The organism is Pseudomonas sp. HUK17 (assembly GCF_001566765.1).
On record NZ_LSMW01000008.1, the window covers coordinates 97,885 to 116,193 of the forward strand.

Annotated in this window: 19 protein-coding genes and 1 pseudogene; 8 read left to right on the plus strand and 12 right to left on the minus strand. The window is 67.2% G+C overall.

Translation table 11 applies throughout. The annotated features are described in order from the left end of the window. Nucleotides 1-3: 3 nt before the first annotated feature. The 3 genes and pseudogenes from AX284_RS12265 to AX284_RS04955 all read right to left on the minus strand — a co-directional run. A pseudogene (locus AX284_RS12265) lies at nucleotides 4-1,113 on the minus strand (FIST signal transduction protein); the annotation flags it as partial. A gap of 244 nt (nucleotides 1,114-1,357) precedes the next feature. Further along, a complete protein-coding gene (locus AX284_RS04950) occupies nucleotides 1,358-1,780 on the minus strand; it encodes a GFA family protein (protein ID WP_064307471.1) in 423 nt (140 codons plus the stop codon). A gap of 93 nt (nucleotides 1,781-1,873) precedes the next feature. Then, complete coding sequence (locus AX284_RS04955) at nucleotides 1,874-2,155, minus strand: peptidylprolyl isomerase (RefSeq protein ID WP_064307472.1); 282 nt, start codon at nucleotides 2,153-2,155, stop codon at nucleotides 1,874-1,876. A 153-nt stretch (nucleotides 2,156-2,308) separates the two neighbouring features. Here AX284_RS04955 and AX284_RS04960 point away from each other — a divergent pair, with 153 nt between their 5' ends. Next, nucleotides 2,309-3,157 carry a CAP domain-containing protein gene (locus AX284_RS04960; protein ID WP_064307473.1) on the plus strand — a complete coding sequence of 283 codons (849 nt, stop codon included), beginning with the start codon at nucleotides 2,309-2,311 and terminating at the stop codon, nucleotides 3,155-3,157. Here the strand turns inward: AX284_RS04960 and AX284_RS04965 are convergent. Beyond that, nucleotides 3,154-3,534 carry a VOC family protein gene (locus AX284_RS04965; protein WP_026083944.1) on the minus strand — a complete coding sequence of 127 codons (381 nt, stop codon included), beginning with the start codon at nucleotides 3,532-3,534 and terminating at the stop codon, nucleotides 3,154-3,156. The genes AX284_RS04960 and AX284_RS04965 overlap by 4 nt on opposite strands. 61 nt (nucleotides 3,535-3,595) lie before the next feature. Further along, complete coding sequence (gene copM, locus AX284_RS04970) at nucleotides 3,596-3,931, minus strand: CopM family metallochaperone (RefSeq protein WP_068383865.1); 336 nt, start codon at nucleotides 3,929-3,931, stop codon at nucleotides 3,596-3,598. A gap of 417 nt (nucleotides 3,932-4,348) precedes the next feature. Here copM and AX284_RS04975 point away from each other — a divergent pair, with 417 nt between their 5' ends. Continuing rightward, complete coding sequence (locus AX284_RS04975; RefSeq protein WP_064307474.1) at nucleotides 4,349-5,539, plus strand: sugar transporter; 1,191 nt, start codon at nucleotides 4,349-4,351, stop codon at nucleotides 5,537-5,539. A gap of 157 nt (nucleotides 5,540-5,696) precedes the next feature. Then, nucleotides 5,697-6,164 carry a DUF4442 domain-containing protein gene (locus AX284_RS04980; protein ID WP_017641947.1) on the plus strand — a complete coding sequence of 156 codons (468 nt, stop codon included), beginning with the start codon at nucleotides 5,697-5,699 and terminating at the stop codon, nucleotides 6,162-6,164. Between the two features lie 196 nt (nucleotides 6,165-6,360). Here AX284_RS04980 and AX284_RS04985 read toward each other — a convergent pair whose 3' ends face one another. Next, a complete protein-coding gene (locus tag AX284_RS04985) occupies nucleotides 6,361-8,754 on the minus strand; it encodes a DEAD/DEAH box helicase (RefSeq protein WP_068383867.1) in 2,394 nt (797 codons plus the stop codon). A 181-nt stretch (nucleotides 8,755-8,935) separates the two neighbouring features. Here AX284_RS04985 and AX284_RS04990 point away from each other — a divergent pair, with 181 nt between their 5' ends. The 3 genes from AX284_RS04990 to AX284_RS05000 all read left to right on the plus strand — a co-directional run bounded on the left by AX284_RS04990 (nucleotide 8,936) and on the right by AX284_RS05000 (nucleotide 11,496). Continuing rightward, nucleotides 8,936-10,297 (plus strand): cation:proton antiporter, encoded by a 1,362-nt coding sequence (locus AX284_RS04990; protein WP_177329646.1) that lies wholly within the window; start codon nucleotides 8,936-8,938, stop codon nucleotides 10,295-10,297. Nucleotides 10,298-10,326: 29 nt separating this feature from the next. Next, the gene (gene trhA / locus AX284_RS04995; protein ID WP_064309224.1) at nucleotides 10,327-10,953 is read left to right on the plus strand and encodes a PAQR family membrane homeostasis protein TrhA; all 627 of its coding nucleotides are present in this window, start codon (nucleotides 10,327-10,329) and stop codon (nucleotides 10,951-10,953) included. 144 nt (nucleotides 10,954-11,097) lie between these two features. Further along, on the plus strand, nucleotides 11,098-11,496 hold the full coding sequence (locus tag AX284_RS05000; protein ID WP_017641951.1) for a septal ring lytic transglycosylase RlpA family protein: 399 nt from the start codon (nucleotides 11,098-11,100) through the stop codon (nucleotides 11,494-11,496). Nucleotides 11,497-11,502: 6 nt separating this feature from the next. Here the strand turns inward: AX284_RS05000 and AX284_RS05005 are convergent, their stop codons facing one another. Then, a complete protein-coding gene (locus tag AX284_RS05005) occupies nucleotides 11,503-12,519 on the minus strand; it encodes a GGDEF domain-containing protein (protein ID WP_068383869.1) in 1,017 nt (338 codons plus the stop codon). A gap of 246 nt (nucleotides 12,520-12,765) precedes the next feature. Between AX284_RS05005 and AX284_RS05010 the strand changes: the two genes are divergently transcribed. Beyond that, nucleotides 12,766-13,398 carry a DJ-1/PfpI family protein gene (locus AX284_RS05010; RefSeq protein ID WP_068383871.1) on the plus strand — a complete coding sequence of 211 codons (633 nt, stop codon included), beginning with the start codon at nucleotides 12,766-12,768 and terminating at the stop codon, nucleotides 13,396-13,398. Continuing rightward, nucleotides 13,392-14,015: a glutathione S-transferase family protein gene (locus AX284_RS05015; protein ID WP_017641954.1), complete on the plus strand. Its 624-nt coding sequence runs from the start codon at nucleotides 13,392-13,394 to the stop codon at nucleotides 14,013-14,015. The genes AX284_RS05010 and AX284_RS05015 overlap by 7 nt, the downstream gene beginning before the upstream one ends. A gap of 39 nt (nucleotides 14,016-14,054) precedes the next feature. Here AX284_RS05015 and AX284_RS05020 read toward each other — a convergent pair whose 3' ends face one another. The 5 genes from AX284_RS05020 to AX284_RS05040 all read right to left on the minus strand — a co-directional run bounded on the left by AX284_RS05020 (nucleotide 14,055) and on the right by AX284_RS05040 (nucleotide 18,305). Beyond that, nucleotides 14,055-14,402, minus strand: coding sequence for a cupin domain-containing protein (locus AX284_RS05020; RefSeq protein WP_007160512.1), 348 nt, complete (start codon nucleotides 14,400-14,402; stop codon nucleotides 14,055-14,057). 102 nt (nucleotides 14,403-14,504) lie between these two features. Further along, complete coding sequence (locus tag AX284_RS05025; protein WP_068383873.1) at nucleotides 14,505-15,533, minus strand: ABC transporter substrate-binding protein; 1,029 nt, start codon at nucleotides 15,531-15,533, stop codon at nucleotides 14,505-14,507. Continuing rightward, on the minus strand, nucleotides 15,524-16,660 hold the full coding sequence (locus AX284_RS05030) for an NAD(P)/FAD-dependent oxidoreductase (protein ID WP_064309068.1): 1,137 nt from the start codon (nucleotides 16,658-16,660) through the stop codon (nucleotides 15,524-15,526). The genes AX284_RS05025 and AX284_RS05030 overlap by 10 nt, the downstream gene beginning before the upstream one ends. Continuing rightward, nucleotides 16,657-18,018, minus strand: a complete 1,362-nt coding sequence (locus AX284_RS05035; protein ID WP_064309067.1) for an NAD(P)/FAD-dependent oxidoreductase — start codon at nucleotides 18,016-18,018, stop codon at nucleotides 16,657-16,659. The genes AX284_RS05030 and AX284_RS05035 overlap by 4 nt, the downstream gene beginning before the upstream one ends. Beyond that, the gene (locus AX284_RS05040; RefSeq protein ID WP_026083946.1) at nucleotides 18,015-18,305 is read right to left on the minus strand and encodes a (2Fe-2S)-binding protein; all 291 of its coding nucleotides are present in this window, start codon (nucleotides 18,303-18,305) and stop codon (nucleotides 18,015-18,017) included. The genes AX284_RS05035 and AX284_RS05040 overlap by 4 nt, the downstream gene beginning before the upstream one ends. Between the last annotated feature and the right edge of the window lie 4 nt (nucleotides 18,306-18,309).

The window sequence follows — 18,309 nt, forward strand, 5'->3', positions numbered from 1 at the left end:
GCGCGGCAGTTCGGCGCCGTTGTTGGCGCGGCGCAGGATGCAGTCGTTGAGCACCCCCACCAGCGGGGTGCCGCTCTTGCCCTGCAGGAAGCGGGCGAAGTCCTGGCGGGTGGTGTCCACCAGGGAGGTGCGCTTGACCATCACCAGCTCCTCACCGGGCGCCACGTCGCAGAACAGGTGGATGCGCTCGCGCTCGTAGTCGATGCGGGCGATGGAGCGAACGAACAGCTCCTCGCCGACGCGGATGGCGAAGGAGTAGTCCGCCAGGCGCTGTTCCAGCTGGTCCGCGCGGCAACTCAGGGCCTCGCAGAGGGCGGCCACCATACTCTTGATCTGGCCGCGGCTGTCGACCACCTGGCTGATGTAGCGTTCTTCCAGGGAGGCGGTGAGGACATTGAGGCTGAGCGGCGTGGCGCTGAAATTCTGGCTCTTGAACACCCCGAAGCGGGTGTTCCTGGCCATCTTCAGAAAGACCAGCTGGGCGTGGTTTTCATAGGCCTTGCGGCCATCGTGCAGCAGCGTCTGGCGGAAGTCGCCCTTGCCGCCGGCGGAACCGCCGACGAACAGGCAGGGGAAGCGACCGGACTCGTACAGCGCCTCCATGAAGAAGGATTCCGAGGCGGACAGGCCATCGAACAGCACGAAGGCCAGGGTATCGCGGTGATCGATGGGCGTGCGCACCTGCAGGCGCTTGAGCGACTCGGTCAGGCGGGCCAGGCGTTCCTTCATGCTGCGCCGCGGTCCGCCACGGCGGATGTCCTCGCTGTCAAGCGGCACGTGCACGACCTCGGCCGAGGCGATCACCGAGGCGTCGAAGAATTGCAGCACCAGCCGGTCCCAGGCGCCATCGGCGGCGCAGTACAGGCGCTGTTCGCTGCCGCAGAGTTCGCCGGAGGTGGTACACAGGCTGATGGAGGCTTCGGGAAAGCGGGCCACCAGTTGCCGGGCGATGACGTCCAGGTCCAGGTGCGGCGAGACGAAGCCGGTGATGAAGGTGGGCTGGAGGGCGACGCCGCCAAGGCGGTCGCCTAGTTCGCGGGCGGAGCAGGTCAGGCTGAACACGCCACTACCGCCCAGGCGGGCGCGCGCGCCGAAGCGTTGCAGAAACCCCATGATTGTTCCTCTTGTGGGCAGGCTGGGAAAGGGAGCTCACCCAGGCATCGGCGCCGTTGGCGGCGGCTTGATAGGGGTGTGCGCCCAGGCCGCAGGCAAGCGGGCAACTGCATCAGAGGGCGAAAGGAGGCCGAGGCTCTGGCACGAGCCTTGGCGCGATAAGGATCGCGGCGGGCGCCTTGAGGACATTCTGACCCAGGCGACCGGCGGTCATGACGGACGCGGAGAACGGGGCGCGGCTGGACTAATCCTGTTCGCCGTGCTCGGCGAAGGCCTCGGCGCCGGTCAGCCGACGACGCGAGTGCCCGAAGCAGTACCAGGCCGGCTGTTCCTCGATGAAGATCTCGCTGTCCAGCACCCAGTCCTCGCCCTCGAGTAGGCCTACCGGAATGGCGTAATGCGGCTCGGCCTTGAGGCGATAGAACAGATGGGTGCCACAGTGGCTACAAAAGCCACGCTCCGCCCAGTCGGACGAGGCATGCACCATCAGGGCGTCGCTACCGCCGATCACGGGAGGCTGGGTGCATTCCACCGCCAGCAGCGGGCCACCGCTCCAGCGACGACAGGTTCGGCAATGGCAGGCGGATACGTGGGCGTTGTCGAGACGGCAATCCAGCTGGACGGCGCCGCACAGGCATTGGCCGTGACGTTCGAGGGGAAGGGACATGGCGCTATCCTCGGGAGGCAGGAAATCTGCAGGATAGCCGGTTGGGCGCAGGGAAGGGAGGTGCCCCCGCCGCGAGCGGGAGCACCGGCGCGATCAATCCTCGCGGCTGGTGACTTCCACCAGGTGATAGCCAAACTGGGTCTTTACCGGACCCTGGACCTGGTGCAGCGGGGCGCTGAACACCACGGTGTCGAATTCCTTGACCATCTGGCCCGGGCGGAAGGTGCCCAGGTCGCCGCCCTGACGGCTGGAGGGGCAGCTGGAGTTGTCCTTGGCCACCTGGGCGAAGTCGGCGCCTCCTTCGATGGCGGCTTTGAGTTCGTTGCACTTGTCTTCGCTGGAAACCAGGATGTGGCGGGCAGAGGCTTTGGCCATGGGAGAGACTCCTGTTGAATGAGCGGGCGAGCCTACTCCAATCACCCCTGCAAGCAAACTGCCATCCGTTCCTCGGCTGGCGAGCCGTTTGGGTTGCGCCCCGGGTGCCGGGCGGGTAAATAGCGCTTCCCTGTTTTCCGGATCGGCCCGCCCATGCCTCGCCTTCTTGCCTTTTCCCTGCTGCTGACCACAGGCCTGCTGGCCGATGTCGCCCTGGCGGCGACGCCCGAGGAGGCACGGCTGGTCAGTCTGATCAACGCCTATCGCGCCGCGCCCCAGGGCTGCCCCGGCGTGCGCGCCGCCGCGCCCCTTGCCGCCGACAGTCGCCTGGCCGCCGTCCGGCTGAGCGGCCGGGATCGCCTGCAGAGCGATCTGCGCGCCGCGGGCTACCAGGCGTCGGCGGTGCAGGTGATCATGCTGGCGGGCGCGCCCACCGCCCAGGCGGCCATGGCCGGGCTGCGCCAGCAGTACTGCCGGCCGCTGGCCAGCAACGACTATGCCCAGATCGGGGTGAGTCAGCAGGGACCGCGCTGGCAGCTGGTGCTGGCGCGCCCGGTGGTGAGCGCCGGACTGGGCGACTGGCAGACGGCCGGCAAGGCCGTCCTGGCCGAGGTCAATCGCGCCCGGGCCCAGGCCCGCACCTGCGGTACCCGGCGCTTCGCCGCCACCGCGCCGCTGCGCTGGAATCCGGCCCTGGCCAATGCCGCCCTGGCCCACAGTCAGGACATGGCCGGCCGCGACTACTTCTCCCACACGGCGCCCGGCGGCGGCACCGTTGCCGAGCGGGTGGCCAAGCAGGGCTACGGCTGGACTCGGATCGGCGAGAACATCGCTGCCGGTGCCGGTTCGGTCGCTCAGGCCATGCAGGGCTGGTTGGCCAGCCCGGGGCATTGCGCCAACCTGATGAATCCGGAGTTCACCGAGATGGGGGCGGCCTACGCCTTGAATCCGCGCAGCACCCACAGTCTCTACTGGACCCAGGTGTTCGGCCGGCCGCGCTAGGTCGGGTACTCGGCGATCTCGATGAGGTTGAGATCGGGATCGCGGACATAGACCGAGCGGATCGGTCCGGTGGCGCCGGTGCGTGCCACTGGGCCTTCCAGGATCGGCCAGCCTTCGCGTTGGAGATGGGCGATCACGGCGTCCAGCGACTGGTGGGCGATAAAGCAGAGGTCGAGGGCGCCCGGCACCGGCAGGTGCGCCTTGGGTTCGAATTCGTGCCCCCGCTCATGCAGATTGATCTTCTGGTTGCCATAGCGCAGCGCCTTGCGCCCCGCACCGAATACCTCCAGGCGCATGCCCAGCACCCGGGTGTAGAAATCCTCGCAGGCGGCGAGGTCCGTGGTGGTCAGGACCAGATGATCCAGATGATCGATCAGCATGGCGGTCTCCGCGACCGGACTGGTCTTTCACTGTGCCAGTCCCGGGCGCGGCGCACCATCACTTGGCGTGGGCCTTGATCCAGCGATTGAGCTGATCGATCTCCTTCTGCTGGGCCTGGATGATGTCCTCGGCCAGCGTGCGCATCTCCGGGTCCTTGCCGTGCTGGAGCTGGTAGCGGGCCATGTCGACGGCGCCCTCATGGTGGGCCAGCATGCCCTTGGCGAAGGCCAGATCCGGGTCCTTGGACTTGAGGCCTTCTTCCATGCCCTGGTGCATGGCCTCCATGCTCTTCTGCATGTCCTGGTGGTTCTGGTGCTGGGTTTCGGCGGCCTGGGCGACGCCGCCCGCCAGCAGGGTGAGCGCGAGCAGGGTGGAGGAAAGGACAATACGCATGTTCGGACTCCTGACTGGGCTGATGACGCCGAGGCTAGAGCTTGCCCCTGGGGTAAGGTCAAATCATCCGGCGCGTTTCGCTGGTAGCCAGAGCTGGATAAAAGGTTTCGCGATGTTTTGTCGCAGCGCCAGGCGGTCGGCGCGCTGAACCCTGGGCGAAAAAGCGACGCCGATCAGGCAGTTGGCCGCTTCGACCAGGCGATCGCCATCACTGGGCGCAACTGCGAGAGGTTGTGATGGTCCGACGCAGCAGCGTAGAATTTTTACTACATCCAATTCCAATCCCTACCTACAGCAGACTTCTCGCTCGCGACCTGGCGTCGCAGGCGGGCCAAGCCTTTGCTCGTGGGTTTTCGTCGTCGGCTTTCTGACCGGAAGTCGCTATCCACCCCTTCGCTCTGGAGTAGAAGACCCCCCATGGATGCTACCGCCGAAGCCCGGAAGCCCAGCTGGTCCGGTGTCATCGCCCTGGCCCTGGCCGCCTTCATCTTCAACACCACGGAATTCGTCCCGGTGGCGCTGCTCAGCGACATCGGTCGCAGCTTCGACATGCGTCCCTCGCAGGTCGGGCTGATGCTGACCATCTACGCCTGGGTGGTCGCCCTGATGTCGCTGCCGATGATGCTCGCCACGCGCTCCATCGAGCGACGGCGGCTACTGATGTTCGTCTTCGCGGTGTTCGTCGCCTGCCACGGCCTGTCCGGGGTGGCCTGGAGCTTCGAGGTGCTGGTGGCCAGTCGCATCGGCATCGCCTTCTCCCATGCGGTGTTCTGGTCGATCACCGCCTCGCTGGCGGTGCGCATCGCCCCGGCCGGCAAGCAGACCCAGGCGCTCGGCCTGCTGGCTACCGGTACCTGCCTGGCCATGGTGCTGGGCATCCCGTTGGGCCGGGTGCTGGGCGAATTGTTGGGCTGGCGCTACACCTTCGTCGCCATCGCGGCGCTGGCGGTGGGCACGGTGCTCTGGCTGGCGCGCAACCTGCCGCTGCTGCCCAGCGAGAATTCCGGTTCCCTGGCCAGCCTGCCGGTATTGTTCAAGCGCCCCGCGCTGCTGTGCATCTACCTGCTCACCACCCTGGTGGTGACCGCCCATTTCACCGGCTACAGCTATATCGAGCCCTTCGCCGTGGAAGTGGCGGGCATGGGCGGCATGCAGATCACCGCCTTGCTGCTGCTGTTCGGCGGTTCCGGGGTCATAGGTTCGCTGCTGTTCAGCCGCTACAGTCTGAGATTCCCCAATGGCTTTCTGGTCGCGGCCATCGCCGGCATCGCCCTGTCGCTGCTGTTGCTGCTGCCCTTCGCCTGGAAGAGCTTCATGCTGGAGGGCCTGAGCGTGGTCTGGGGCATCGCCATCATGAGTTTCGGCCTGGCGCTGCAAGCCAAGGTGCTGGCCCTGGCCAAGGACGCCACGGACGTCGCCATGGCGCTGTTCTCCGGCATCTACAACGTCGGCATCGGCGGCGGCGCCCTGCTGGGCAGCGTGGTGGGGACCCATGTCGGCATGCCCTACGTCGGCCTGGTCGGCGGCAGCCTGGCGGTGGCCGGCCTGCTGTTCGCGGTCTTCATGACCCGCCGCTACGCCGAGCAACTCAACGCCAATCCGCTGTAAGGCTTGCGGGCGCCTCCTCGACGAGGCGCCCCGGGTACGCGACCCAGGGGTCGCGAACTGTCTACCGGGCCGCGCCCGTCAGTCGTGGAGCGGCCCGAGACGAAGCGCTAAGCTGCGGGCTCCTGGCGCCTTGGCCAGGCTGCCGGATGCGCTCGCCATGAATCGACTGCTGTTCAATCTCTTCGTCTGGACCAAGGTGCCCATCGCCAAGATCGCCGGCCTGCGCCTGCGCCAGCTGGACGATGCCGGCTGCCAGATTCAGGTCACCCATGGCTGGCTGAACCAGAATCCCTTCAAGAGCATGTTCTGGGCGGTGGAGGGCATGGCGGCGGAATTTTCCACCGGCATCCTCGCCGACCGGCACATCCGCCGTTCCGGTAGTCGCTACGCCATGCTGGTGGTGGCCATGAGCGCCCGCTTCACCAAGAAGGCCGTGGGCACCCTCGTCTTTCGCTGCGACCAGGGCGAGGCCATAGCTGCGGCGCTGCGGCTGGCCCGGGAGACGGGCGAGCCCCAGGTGCTGCAACTGCGCAGCGTCGGCACCGACGAGAGTGGCGAGCAGGTGGCGGAATTCTTCTTCACCTGGAGCTTCAAGGCGCGGCTGCCGGTGGCGACGTCTCGGTAAGAGCGGCCGGCCGGTAGCGTGAAAATCGCGTAGCGTTTTCCACGGGCAAGCCCAACGCAAGACGGTGGAAGGCCGCGCCGTTATCCACCCTCCGCGGCCAACCGCCCCCTCTCCCGGCGGGAAAGGGGGAGAGGCGATCGCGGGTAGGGGTGTCCACGTTGTTGGGCTTCGCTGCGCTCAGCGCCAACCTACGAAACTAACGCCCGAAGCGCCCACCCCGGCGCTCCCCACGCCCCTGGCGCCGGCCGCCCTTGCCCTGACCCTTCTCCTGGCCCCGCGGCCGACGGCGGCGCGACAACTCGCGGGTGATGGCGTCGTTGAGCAGGTCACGATGCTCCTGGCCGCGTTCCAGGGCGGGAAACAGTTCGGGCAGGCTGCGCGCCAGGTGCAGATAGGTTTCCACCACGTGCAGGGCACTTTCCAGGCCGGCGAGATCGGTTCCCAGGGGGATGCGCGGCAGGTCCACCGGCTCGCCCCGGGCCACCAGGCGCAGCCAGCGCTGGGCCTGGCCGCTGGCCGGGCCTTCCAGGCCGCCGCGGATCGGCGTGCAGGCGAAGATCCAGCGCAGCTGGAAATCGATCCCCGGCAGGTCGATCAGCTTGATCCACTCGGCCAGTTCCTCGGGCAGCACCGAGACGAAAGCATCGCCATAGTTGATGTTGCGGTTGAAGGTCAGCCAGGTGCGCAGCAGGCTGGGCTCTTCCATGAAGTCGGACAGGGCGCGCAGGTGCTCCAGGCTCGGCCGCACCTGGAACTGGTGCAGGTCCACCGGATCGTCCGGGCTGTGGAACAGCCGCTTGATGTTGCGCAGCACATGGGGTTCCAGCGCGGTGATCTCGCCTTCGGCATGATGGCCGAAGCGCCCGGCGCGGCCGCCGATCTGCTTGACCTCCTGCACCCGTAGCGGGCGATTCTGCACCCCGTCGAACTTCTCGTCGGTGTAGAAGCATAGGGTATGGGCCGGCAGGTTGAGGCCCATGCCCACCGCATCGGTAGCCACCATGATCTCGGTCTCGCCGTCACGGAAGCGCCGCGCCTGCTCCCGCCGCACCTCCGGCGAGAGGGCGCCATAGACCACCGAGACCCGGCGGCCGGCCATCTCCAGCAGGCCCTTGAGTTCCAGCACCAGCCGCCGGCTGAAGGCCACCAGCAGCGACCCGGGTTCCAGGCGTTCCAGGGTGGTGGCGTGGCGCGCCACAGTGACCGGCGACAGGCGCTTGGTGGGCTTGATCTCCAGACGGTCCTCGCACAGCTCGCAGAGGGTGCGCAGCGAGGGTTCGATCAGCGCCGGACCGGTCATCAGCAGGCGCTTGGTGTGGGCGCTGACCAGGGCATCGACCCAGGCCCAGCCGCGTTGCGGATCGGCGAGCATCTGCACTTCGTCGACCACCACCACTTCCCATTGCTGGCGGCGGAAGCGGGCAAATTCTTCGACGGTGCAGCAGAAATGGGTGGCACCAGGGCGGATGATCTCTTCCTCGCCGGTGACCAGGGAGCAGGGCACACCGAGGGATTCCAGGCGCTCCTGGTTCTCCAGCGCCATCAGCCGCAACGGTGACAGGTAGATGGCGTGGGTCACCGCCGCCATGGCTTCGATGGACCTGTGGGTCTTGCCGCTGTTGGTGGGGCCGAGCAGCGCGGTCCAGGTGCGGGTCAGGCGCCGGGCCGGATAGTTCTGGTGGTACTGGCCGAAGCGCGGATTGTTTTCCAGCAGCACGGCGAAGGCCATCTTCTCGCGCTGCTGGCCCACGGCGTGGCGTAGGGCGCGACGCAGCTTGTCGCTCTCCAGGCGCATCAGCTCCTGCAGGCGCGGGGTGCCGAGCTGGTGCAGGTCGAAGTCCAGAGCATCGGCTTCGCCCACCAGCACGGCGAAGCGCTCGCGCAATTCCCGCTCGGCCTCCGCCTTGAGCGCGGCCACATCGGCGTCGCCAAGCAGACGCCCCTGGTTGGCCGCCAGCCGTCGGGGGATTTCCAGGCGGATGTCCTCGTGGGTCAGCACCACGTTGAATCTCAACTCGTGGCGCGTCTCATTGAGCACCTCCACCGCGCGCGGCAGGAAGTCGTCCAGGCGGATCAGCGCCTGGGGCACCCGCTCCAGCACGCGCTGACGATCTTCCTCGGCCATCTCGGCGAAGGGGGCCGCCAGGATGCTCAGCCGCTCGCGCACGGCATCGCCCAGGCGCTGGCCGACCGCCGCGGCAAAGGTCTCGGCGGAGTCACTGTCGGCCAGGTTCAGTGCCCAGTGGGGTTCGAGCAGCTCGCTCGTCGCGCCGCCGGTAAAGAGCTTTTCGCTGCCGAAGACGTCCACCGGATGGGCAAAGGTCTTGCTGGCACTGAGCAGCGCCTGGCCCAGCAGACGGTCGGGATCGGGCGCACTGCCGGCGGCCACCGCCGCGGCCTCGTCGAGACCCAGCCAGAAGGCCTTGGCGATACGGCCCAGGTGCGGCAGGGGATAGCCCGAGTAGGGTTTGAACCAGAGTTCCTGATGCTGTTGCCTGGCGACGAAGTCGGGATGGGTGCGGCCGGCCCAGTCGAGGAAGCGTTGCAGGCGTTCGAGGCGGCGTTGCTTGCGGAGGCGGTGATCGCTCATGCGAGAAGAGGCTTTCCAGGGGGACTATTAGGACATGGGACCCTGGCCGGAGCCACGGGGTCACCGCGTGGTGCGCCATTCGGCAGATAGGGGGCACCGCCAAGGCCTTGGCGCAGTCTCCATCAAGAGGGTGGCGTCCGTCACCCACTCTTCCTCTGCTGTTCTGGATCACGCCACCCACATGACTTTTCTCGTCTGGGTCGGGGTATTGGGATCGTTGTTGATGATCCTCGCCCTGACCTCCGCCTATTTGCGCTGGCTACCGGTCACCACCTCGGTGGTCTGTCTGGCTTTTGGCATGCTCATCAGTCCCATCGGCCTGGGGCTGGCCGAGGTCAACTTCCAGCAATCGGCGACCTGGATCGGCCACCTGACCGAGGTGGCGGTGCTCTTTTCGCTGTTCGTCAGCGGCCTCAAGCTGCGGCTGTCCTTCCATCGTTCCTCCTGGCACGGCGCCTATCTGCTGGCCGGGCCAGTGATGATTCTCAGCATCGCCGGCGTCTGCCTGGTCGCTCACTACCTGCTCGGCCTGCCCTGGGGCGTGGCCTTGCTGATCGGCGCCATCCTCGCGCCCACCGATCCGGTGCTGGCCGGGCTGGTGCAGGTCAACCACGCCCAGGATTTCGACCGGGTCCGCTTCGGTCTCTCCGGCGAGGCCGGCCTCAACGACGGCACCGCCTTTCCCTTCGTCCTGCTCGGCCTGTTGTTACTGCAACATGGTCAGTTGCAATGGGACTGGACCCTGGAGTGGTTTCTCAAGAGCGTGGTCTGGGGCGTACCGGCTGGGCTGCTGCTGGGCTACTTCATGGGCAAGGGCGTGGGTCGGCTGATGATCTATCTACGCACCCGGCATGGCGACAGCACCATCTCGCCCAACGACTTCCTCGCCCTGGCACTGATCGCCCTGTCCTATGTGCTGGCCGACGAGATCGGCGCCTTCGGCTTTCTCGCGGTGTTCGCCGCCGGCCTGGGCTTGCGCCAGGCGGAAGTCCAGACATCGGGGCATGCGGAAACGCCTTCCGAGCACCTGGCGCAGCCGGTGATCGGGCATCTCACCGGCGCACCGGAGCACGCCACGGTCGCCAAGGCGGAGGACATCGAGGAGCCGCGCATGGCCGCCGGGGTGATGATGGGCGACATGCTGGCCTTCGGCAGCCTGGTGGAGCGCTCCTTCGAGGTGCTCCTGGTGACCCTGCTGGGCGTGGTGCTCATCACCCACTGGGACAGCCGCGCGCTGCTGCTGGGCGCCTTGCTGTTCGTGGTCATTCGCCCGCTGGGGGTGGCGACCATGCTGCCCTTCACCCGTATCGATCGCCAGCAGGGGGCGCTGATCGGCTGGTTCGGCATCCGCGGTATCGGTAGCCTGTATTATCTGTGCTACGCGCTCACGCATCACGTCACGGCCGAGTGGGCCGGGACCATCGTCGACCTGACACTGTCGGTGGTGGCCCTGAGCATCGCGGTGCATGGGATTTCCATCCAGCCGCTGCTCGACCGCTACGAGCGCCTCACTGCCCATCGCGAGGGCTCGGCGAGACCCTGAGCCCGTTTGCGACCCATACCGGAGGACGCATGTATCACGGCGAACGTCTCAATGCCTGGACCCATCTGGTCGGCGCCCTGCTGGCCCTGGCCGGTGCCGTCACTCTGGTGGTGCTGGCCAGCCTGCAGGGGGATCCCTGGCGCATCGTCAGCGTGGCCATCTATGGGGTGGCGCTGGTGATCCTCTACAGCGTCTCGACCCTCTACCACAGCGTGAAGGGGCGGGCGAAACGCCTGCTGCAAAAGCTCGATCATCTGTCGATCTATCTGCTGATCGCCGGCAGCTACACGCCGTTCTGCCTGGTGACCCTGCGCGGGCCCTGGGGCTGGACGCTGTTTGGCATCGTCTGGGGCCTGGCGCTGATCGGCATGGCGCAGGAACTCAAGCCGCGTTCGGAAGCGCGCATCCTGTCGCTGGTGATCTACGCCGTCATGGGCTGGATCGTGCTAGTGGCGGTGGGGCCGCTGCTGGATCGCCTGGGCGGTGAAGGCTTCGCCTGGCTGGTGGCCGGTGGGGTGCTTTACACCGTCGGCATCCTGTTCTTCGTCTTCGACGATCGCTTCCGTCATTGGCATGGCATCTGGCACGGCTTCGTCATGGCCGGCAGCGCCCTGCACTTCGTCGCCATCCTCAGGTATGTGCTGCCGGTGCCCTAGGGCGGTCTTGAGGGGTTCGTCACAGATATGGCGGCCTATGGCCATACTTCGCGAACCCTTGGGTAGCGGATCGGCTCAGAGCTAGCTGAATCCACTCCCCAGTGCGTTGCTTTCCCAAAACGAAGAAGAAGAGGAAGGTGAAACGTGTTCAGCCGTCCCAGATCCCTCGTACTGCTCCTGATGCTTGCCTGCACCGCCTGCCAGGAAAAGGACGCCAAGACCGTCGCGGCGCCGATCAAGAAGGACGCCAGCTTCGAACAGCGCGGCAAGGCGTCCTTCTATGCGCGCAAGTTCCACGGCAGGGAAACCGCCAGTGGCGAGACCTTCAACAACAACGAACTGGTCGCGGCTCACAAGACCCTGCCGCTCGGCACCCGGGTCAAGGTGACCAACCTGGAAAACGATCGCGCCGTGGTGGTACGCATCAATGACCGCGGACCCTATATCCGGGGTCGCATCATCGACCTCTCACGGGCCGCTGCGCGGCGGGTGGACATGGTCGACGACGGCACCACCGCAGTAAAGGTGGAAAAGCTGGATTAACGCCACTCAGTGTGGCCAGACCATCTGGTCTTTGCCCTGGCGTTTGGCCTGATAGAGACCTTCGTCCGCCCGCCGCAGCAGCTCGTTGAGAGAAACTTCCGGGTCGAGCCGAAGCGCCCCGGCACTGAAGCTGATGCCCAGAGGGGCGGCGGCGGCCAGGCGGTTACGCAGGACTTCCAGCAGGTGGCTCACCCGCGCATCGTCCAGGCCGCGGATCAGCAGGCCGAATTCCTCGCCACCCAGGCGACCGACCTGCAGCCTCGGATCGAGCTGATCGATTTCCCGCGCCGTGGCGACCAGTACCTGATCGCCGACCTGATGACCGTGCCGGTCGTTGATCTCCTTGAAGTTGTCGATATCGAGCATGACGAAATGCGCAGGCGTCTGCCCGCTCTCGCCGCGAGACTCGTCCAGCTGCTGCAGGAGCTTGCGGCGATTGGCGATCCCGGTCAGTTCGTCGGTTTCCGCCAGGATCCGATAGCGCTCCTTGAGAATGAAGGTCCGTCGCATCCATTGGCTGTTGGCGTGGTTGTAGGCGATGCCGATGGCCAGGGTGGCACTGGCCAGCAACCAGACCAGGTGTATTGGCATGGCGGTGGGAACCAGCTGGGTCTGACCGATGAACAGGATGAAGGCGGCGCCGGCGAGGGTGATCAGGTAGTGGGAGAGGCGATAGGTCATGCCGCAGGTGCCCAGGACGATGATCACGGCGATGGGCAGATTCCAGTAGTGGCCCACGGCGCCGCCATCCTGGATCTGGATGCGAAAGGCGAGGGCGAGCGCCCAGATGTTGCCGGTAAAGGTAAGACTCATCATGCGCGCGCTGCGTGCAACGCTGAGCAGGGCGCTGATCGCCAGCAACAGCAGCATCACGGCGAAGTAGCGCGGCTTGTAGGGGCTGCCGATCAGCGGATTGCTCCACAGACTCAGCGGCCACAGCGCCAGCATCAGAGGCTGCAATACCTGCAGGGGGGTGCGCAGCACCCGCCGGACATGCTGTTCATAACGAATATCATCGTCCATCGACATCTCGGAACGGGGTAAGGCCGATGGGCGATGGCAAATCGGCAGGCGTTTCGGCCAAGGGGTGGGCCACTGTAATGGCTAAGTGCTATCTCTTCCAGTGGCTCGGCGGTGCTATGGCGCGGTTTAGAAGGGTTTCCGGCGAATGGCCTGACTGTATGGCTGGCCTGGCGCGGCGCTGTATCTGGCCAACTCACCTGGATGAGACCGAGACTCTCGGCTCACCCCCGCGCACCTGGTAGCCCCATGCACCTCGCCATCCTGACCTTCGACGGCTTCAACGAACTGGACTCCCTGATCGCCCTGGGCATCCTCAATCGCATCAAGCGTCCGGACTGGCAGGTGTCGCTGCTGGCGCCCACGCCCTGGGTGACCTCCATGAATGGCGTCCGTCTGGAGCGGCAGGCCGGCTTCGACGAACTGGCCGACTGCACCGCCGTACTGGTGGGCAGCGGCAGCCGGACGCGTGAACTCGCCCGGGATGCTGACCTGCTGGAGCAGCTTGCCGTGCTCGATCCCGTGCGCCAGCTGATCGGCGCCCAGTGCTCCGGCACCCTGTTGCTGGCGCGTCTCGGCCTGCTCGACGGCGTACCCGGCTGCACCGATCTCACCACCAAGCCCTGGGTACAGGAGGCCGGCATCGAGGTACTGGCACAGCCCTTCTTCGCCCGCGGCAATCTGGCCACCGCCGGTGGCTGCCTGGCCTCCAGCTACCTGGCGGCCTGGGTCATCGCCCGGCTGCTGGGCCGCGAGGCAGCTGCCGAGGCGCTGCACTATGTAGCCCCGGTGGGTGAGAAGGAGGACTATGTGGCGCGTGCGCTCGGCAACATCGAGCCCTATCTCGACCATGAACCCCTGGAGGTCGCCTGCGCATGCTGAAGGTCCTTGGCCGCGTCTCTTCGATCAACGTGCGCAAGGTGCTCTGGTGCCTCGACGAACTGGGCCTGGGCTATGAGCGTGAAGACTGGGGCGCCGGTTTTCGCTCGGCGCAGTCCGCCGAGTATCTGCAGTGGAATCCCAATGGCCAGATCCCGGTGCTGCTGGACGGCGACTTCGTGCTCTGGGAATCCAACAGCATCCTGCGCTACCTGGCCAACGCCCAGGGCGGCGAGGCGTTGTATCCCGCCGCACCGCGGGCACGGGCACGGGTCGATCAGTGGCTGGACTGGCAGGCCAGCGAACTCAATCCGGCCTGGAGCTACGCCTATCTGGCCCTGGTGAAGCAACAGCCGCCGCAGCCCGATCCGCAGCGCCTGGCGCAGGGCATCGCCACCTGGAACGGGCGTATCGCCATTCTGGAGGCGCACCTGGCGCAGCACGGCCCCTATGTGGTCGGCGAGCGCTTCAGCCTGGCCGACATCGCCCTGGGGCTGTCGCTGCACCGCTGGCGCAGCACCCCCATGAAGCGGATCGCGGCACCAGCCATCGAGGCCTATCTCGCGCGCCTGGCCACGCGACCGGCCTGGGCCTGCTATGCCAGTGATGCCACGCCCTGAGCAGCCCGCCGGGCAGCGCCGGCAGGCGCCGCTCGCACGTCAGGCGAAGACGAAATACTTGCGCACCGTCTCGACCACTTCCCAGGTGCCCTTCATGCCGGGTTCGACGACAAAGATGTCGCCGGCCTTGAGGTGGATGGGTTCCTGGCCATCGGGGGTGATGATGCAGTAGCCCTCCTGGAAGTGGCAGTACTCCCACTTCACGTAGTCGACGCGCCACTTGCCGGGGGTGCAGATCCAGGTGCCCATGATCTTGCTGCCGTCATCGGAGGTGTAGGCATTGAGGTTGACGGTATGGGGCTCACCCTCGATGCGCTCCCACTTGCAGGCATCGACCACGGGCAGGGGTTGGGTGTCGCGCAGAACGGTGATGGGCGGGTTGGCCATGGCGGCTCTCCTGGTGATGGAAGCCGCCAAGGGTGAGGGGTCGCCCCGAACCGGAATTGTCCAGGGTCGACATTCAGCGGTGCGTTTGCGCTATCCGGCCGACTAACGCTCCACCTGCCGATTCCAGCGCGCATTCCACTGCGGCCTTACCTTGTTGACCTCGTCCCAGTCGATGGTCACGGCGGTCTTCAGGTAGTTCTGCATGGCGTCCACCTGGCCGCGGGTCTTGTCGGTGGTGGGGGTGTTGGGGTTGGACGGGATCTGGTCGCCCAGTTCCAGCGCCGGCGCCTGGGCCTCGGGGGTCAGCAGGTATTCCGCCAGTTGCTGGGCCAGCTCCGGCTGGTCGTTGTTGGCGGTCACGCATTCGGCGACGTTGAGCACCACGGCGCCCTCCTTGGGCGGCGCGTATTCCACCGGGATGCCCTTGAGCTTGAGCGCGGTGACCTGGGTGGGCGTCAGCGGGAACAGCGCCGCCTCGTCGGTCTGCACCATCTCCGAGAGCTTGGCCGAACTGGGGATGTACTCCAGCACATTGGGGCCGACGGTGGTGGGCCAGGCCTTGAAGCCGGGGTCGACGTCCTGCTCGGTGCCGCCCTTGAGGCGGTTGAACATCAGGAAACCGTGCAGCCCGAAGGTCGACGAGGACAGTGACTGGAACACCACCTTGCCCTTGTACTTGGGATCGGCGAGGTCCGCCCAGGAGGTCGGCGCTGCCCAGCCCTTGTCCTTGAACAGCCGGCTGTTGTAGGCAAGCCCTGTCACGCCCAGGCTGACGGCGGCCGCCTGGTCCTTGATCTTGGCCTTGTCGGGGATCTGCGCCAGGCTCGCGCTGGGCTTGAGCGGGCTGCAGAGATTCATGCCGATGGCGCGGTACATGATGCCGTCATCGAGAAACATCACGTGGATCGGTGGCTTCTGCGGACTGGCCTGGACCTTGGCGAGGATGTCCGCCGAGGTGCCGGGCACGATCACCACCTTGACGTTGTGCGCCTTCTCGAAGGTGGGCAGCACGCTGTCGGCATAGAGGCGCTCCATGGTGCCGCCGTTCATGCCGAGGTAGAGCGTCGGTTCGGCCACGGCGGCCAGGGGCAGGCCGGCGAGGGCCACGAGCAGGGCAGGGGTCAGGCGCATGATTGGGAACTCCTGGGCTGGGAAGGGAAACGGGCGATGGAAAAGGCCTGCAGGCTGTGCCGGGGCGCACCCTGCAGGATGCACTCGGCCAGGGCTTCGCCAGCCGCCGGCCCGATCTGGAAGCCTGCGCCGGCAAAGCCGAAGCCGTGCAGTAGGCCGGGGGTGGTGAGACTGGGGCCGAGCACCGGCTGGTGATCCGGCAGATAGCCCTCGACGCCGCTCCAGGTGCGGATCGCCTGGGCGCCGGTGAGGGCCGGATAGAGTTCGGCGGCGTTTCTGAGGATGTCGAGGATGGCCAGCTGGCCCGGGCGGGCGCGATCGGCGTCGAGGGCGAAACCGCGCCCGCCGCCCAGCACGCAATTGCCCCGCGCCACCTGGCGGGCATAGATGCCGCCGCCTTCCACGCCGGTGCTGGCGGTCATGAAGGGCGGCAGCGGTTCGGTCACCAGCATGGCCGGATGGGCCGCGGTGAGGGGCACCGGCTCGCCGAAGCGGGCGGCCAGCTCCGCTGCCCAGGCGCCCGCGCAATTCAGCAGCCAGGGCGCGCTCAAGGTCAGGCCACTATCGGTACGGAGCTGGAAGCGCTGGCCGTCGTGCTCGACGACGGTCACGGCGGTCCGTTCGAGGATGCGGGCACCGGCGCGGGCAGCGGCCTGGGCGAAGGCCGGGGAGACCAGGCGCGGATTGGCGTGGCCGTCTTCCGGGCAGAAGGAGGCGCCCACGGCGATGTCGCCGACCCAGGGAAAGCGTCGGCGCAATTCACCGCGGTCGAGCAGTTGCAGATCGAGGTCGAAGCCCTGGCTGGCCTGGGCATAGGCCTGCAGGGAGGCGAAGTCGGTCTCGCTACGGGCCAGCTTGAGATGGCCGGATCTGAGGTATTCGCCATCGGTACCCAGCAGGTCCTGCAGACCGCCCCAGATCTCATGAGCACGGCTGGACAGCGGCAATTGCACCAGCGGCCGGCCCTGGCGGCGCACCCCGCCATAGTTGACGCCACTGGCCTGGGCGCCGCAGAAATTGCGTTCCAGCAGGGCGACGCGCTGGCCGCCCTGGGCGAGGAACAGCGCCGCGCTGCTGCCGACGATGCCGCCGCCGATGATCAGCACATCCACGTCCAGCCGGCTCATGGCGCCAGCTCCACGCCAAAGGGCAGCGGCTTGATTGGCGCCTGGGCGCGCAACCGGCCGATCTGGTCCAGCGGCCGACCACTGGCGTAGGCGATCAGCTCGGCGGCCGGCGCGCCGCAGAGGCGGCCCTGGCAGCGGCCCATGCCGACCCGACAGGTGGCCTTGACCCTGTTGATCTCCCAGTGCCCCTGATCCACCGCGGCGCGGATCTCGCCGGCGCTGACCTGTTCGCAGCGGCACACCATCAAGTCGTCCGGCGCCTTGGCGGCCCAGTCCGCGGGGAAGGGGAAGGCGCGCTCCAGGCCCTGGCGAAAGACCTCGAAGCGGGTCAGGCGTGCTTGCAAGGCGTCGACCCGCGTCGCGTCCACCGCCAGGCCGCGATCGGCCAGCAGGCTCAGGGCGGCCAGCTCACCGGCCAGTTCGGCGGCATCGGCGCCTTGGATACCGGCGCCGTCGCCGGCCAGGTAGACCCCGGCCTGGCTACTGCGGCCGCCGTTGTCCCGCACCGGTAGCCAGGCGCGATTGAGCGGATTCCAGGCGAATTCGCAGCCCAGCAGATCGGCCAGTTGGGTTTCGCTGCGCAGTGTCTGGCCGAAGCCGAGAGCATCACATTCCAGCCGATGCGCTTCGCCATCGGCAGCGCGCCAGCGCACGGCCTCCACACGCCGTTCGCCTTCGACGGCAAGGAGTTCAGCGCCCTGGTGCACGGGCACGCCGTGCAGCGCCAGCCAGCTGCGGTAGTAGAGGCCCTTGGCGAAGGTGGCCGGTTGACCGAGCAGCGCCGGGGTAGCCGCGGCCTGGTCGCGGAAGGGCGCGCTGTCCAGCACCGCCAGCGGCTTGGCCCCGGCCTTGGCGTATTGATAGGCGACCAGATAGAGCAACGGGCCGGTACCGGCCAGCACCGGGCGGCTGCCGATGGCGCAGCCCTGGAATTTGAGCGCCACCTGGGCGGCGCCCAGGCTGTAGACGCCGGGCAGGGTCCAACCCGGCACCGGCAGGATACGGTCGGTGGCACCGGTGGCGACGATCACCTGGTCGAAGGCCAGGCGATCGACATAGCGGCCCTGGCTCAGGGTATCCAGGGCGCTTTGCTCGGCATTCCACACCAGGGTGTCGGGGCGATAGTCCAGCGTCGTCTGCATCTCGGTCAAAGCACCGTGCAGCGCCTGGGCCTTGCCCGCTTCGAAGCCATAGAGCGCCTTGCTCGGGCGCCGGAAATTGCCCGGTTGCTGGCGATAGATCTGGCCACCGCCGCGGGCGCTCTCATCCAGCAGCACCGGCTCAAGACCATGGGCGACCAGCGTCTGGGCCGCACGGATGCCCGCTGGCCCGGCGCCCACCACCACGACGGCGCTCACAGCGGCCGCCCCGGATCGCGGCTGACCTGCTGGCCCGCTTCGAGAAAGGTGGCGCAGGCACGTACCCGGCGGCCGTCGGCCAGGCGCACCCAGCAGTCCTGGCAGGCGCCCATCAGGCAGAAGCCGGCGCGGGGTTCGCCGCCGAAATCGCTGCCGCGCAGGTGATCGCTCTGGGTGAGGATGGCGGTCAGCAGGGTATCGCCCTGCAGGCCCTCGGCCGGCTGGCCGTCGAGGGTGAAGGCCAGGGTTGGGCGGTCGCCTTCGGCCACCCGCTTGAGCAGTGCCATGGAG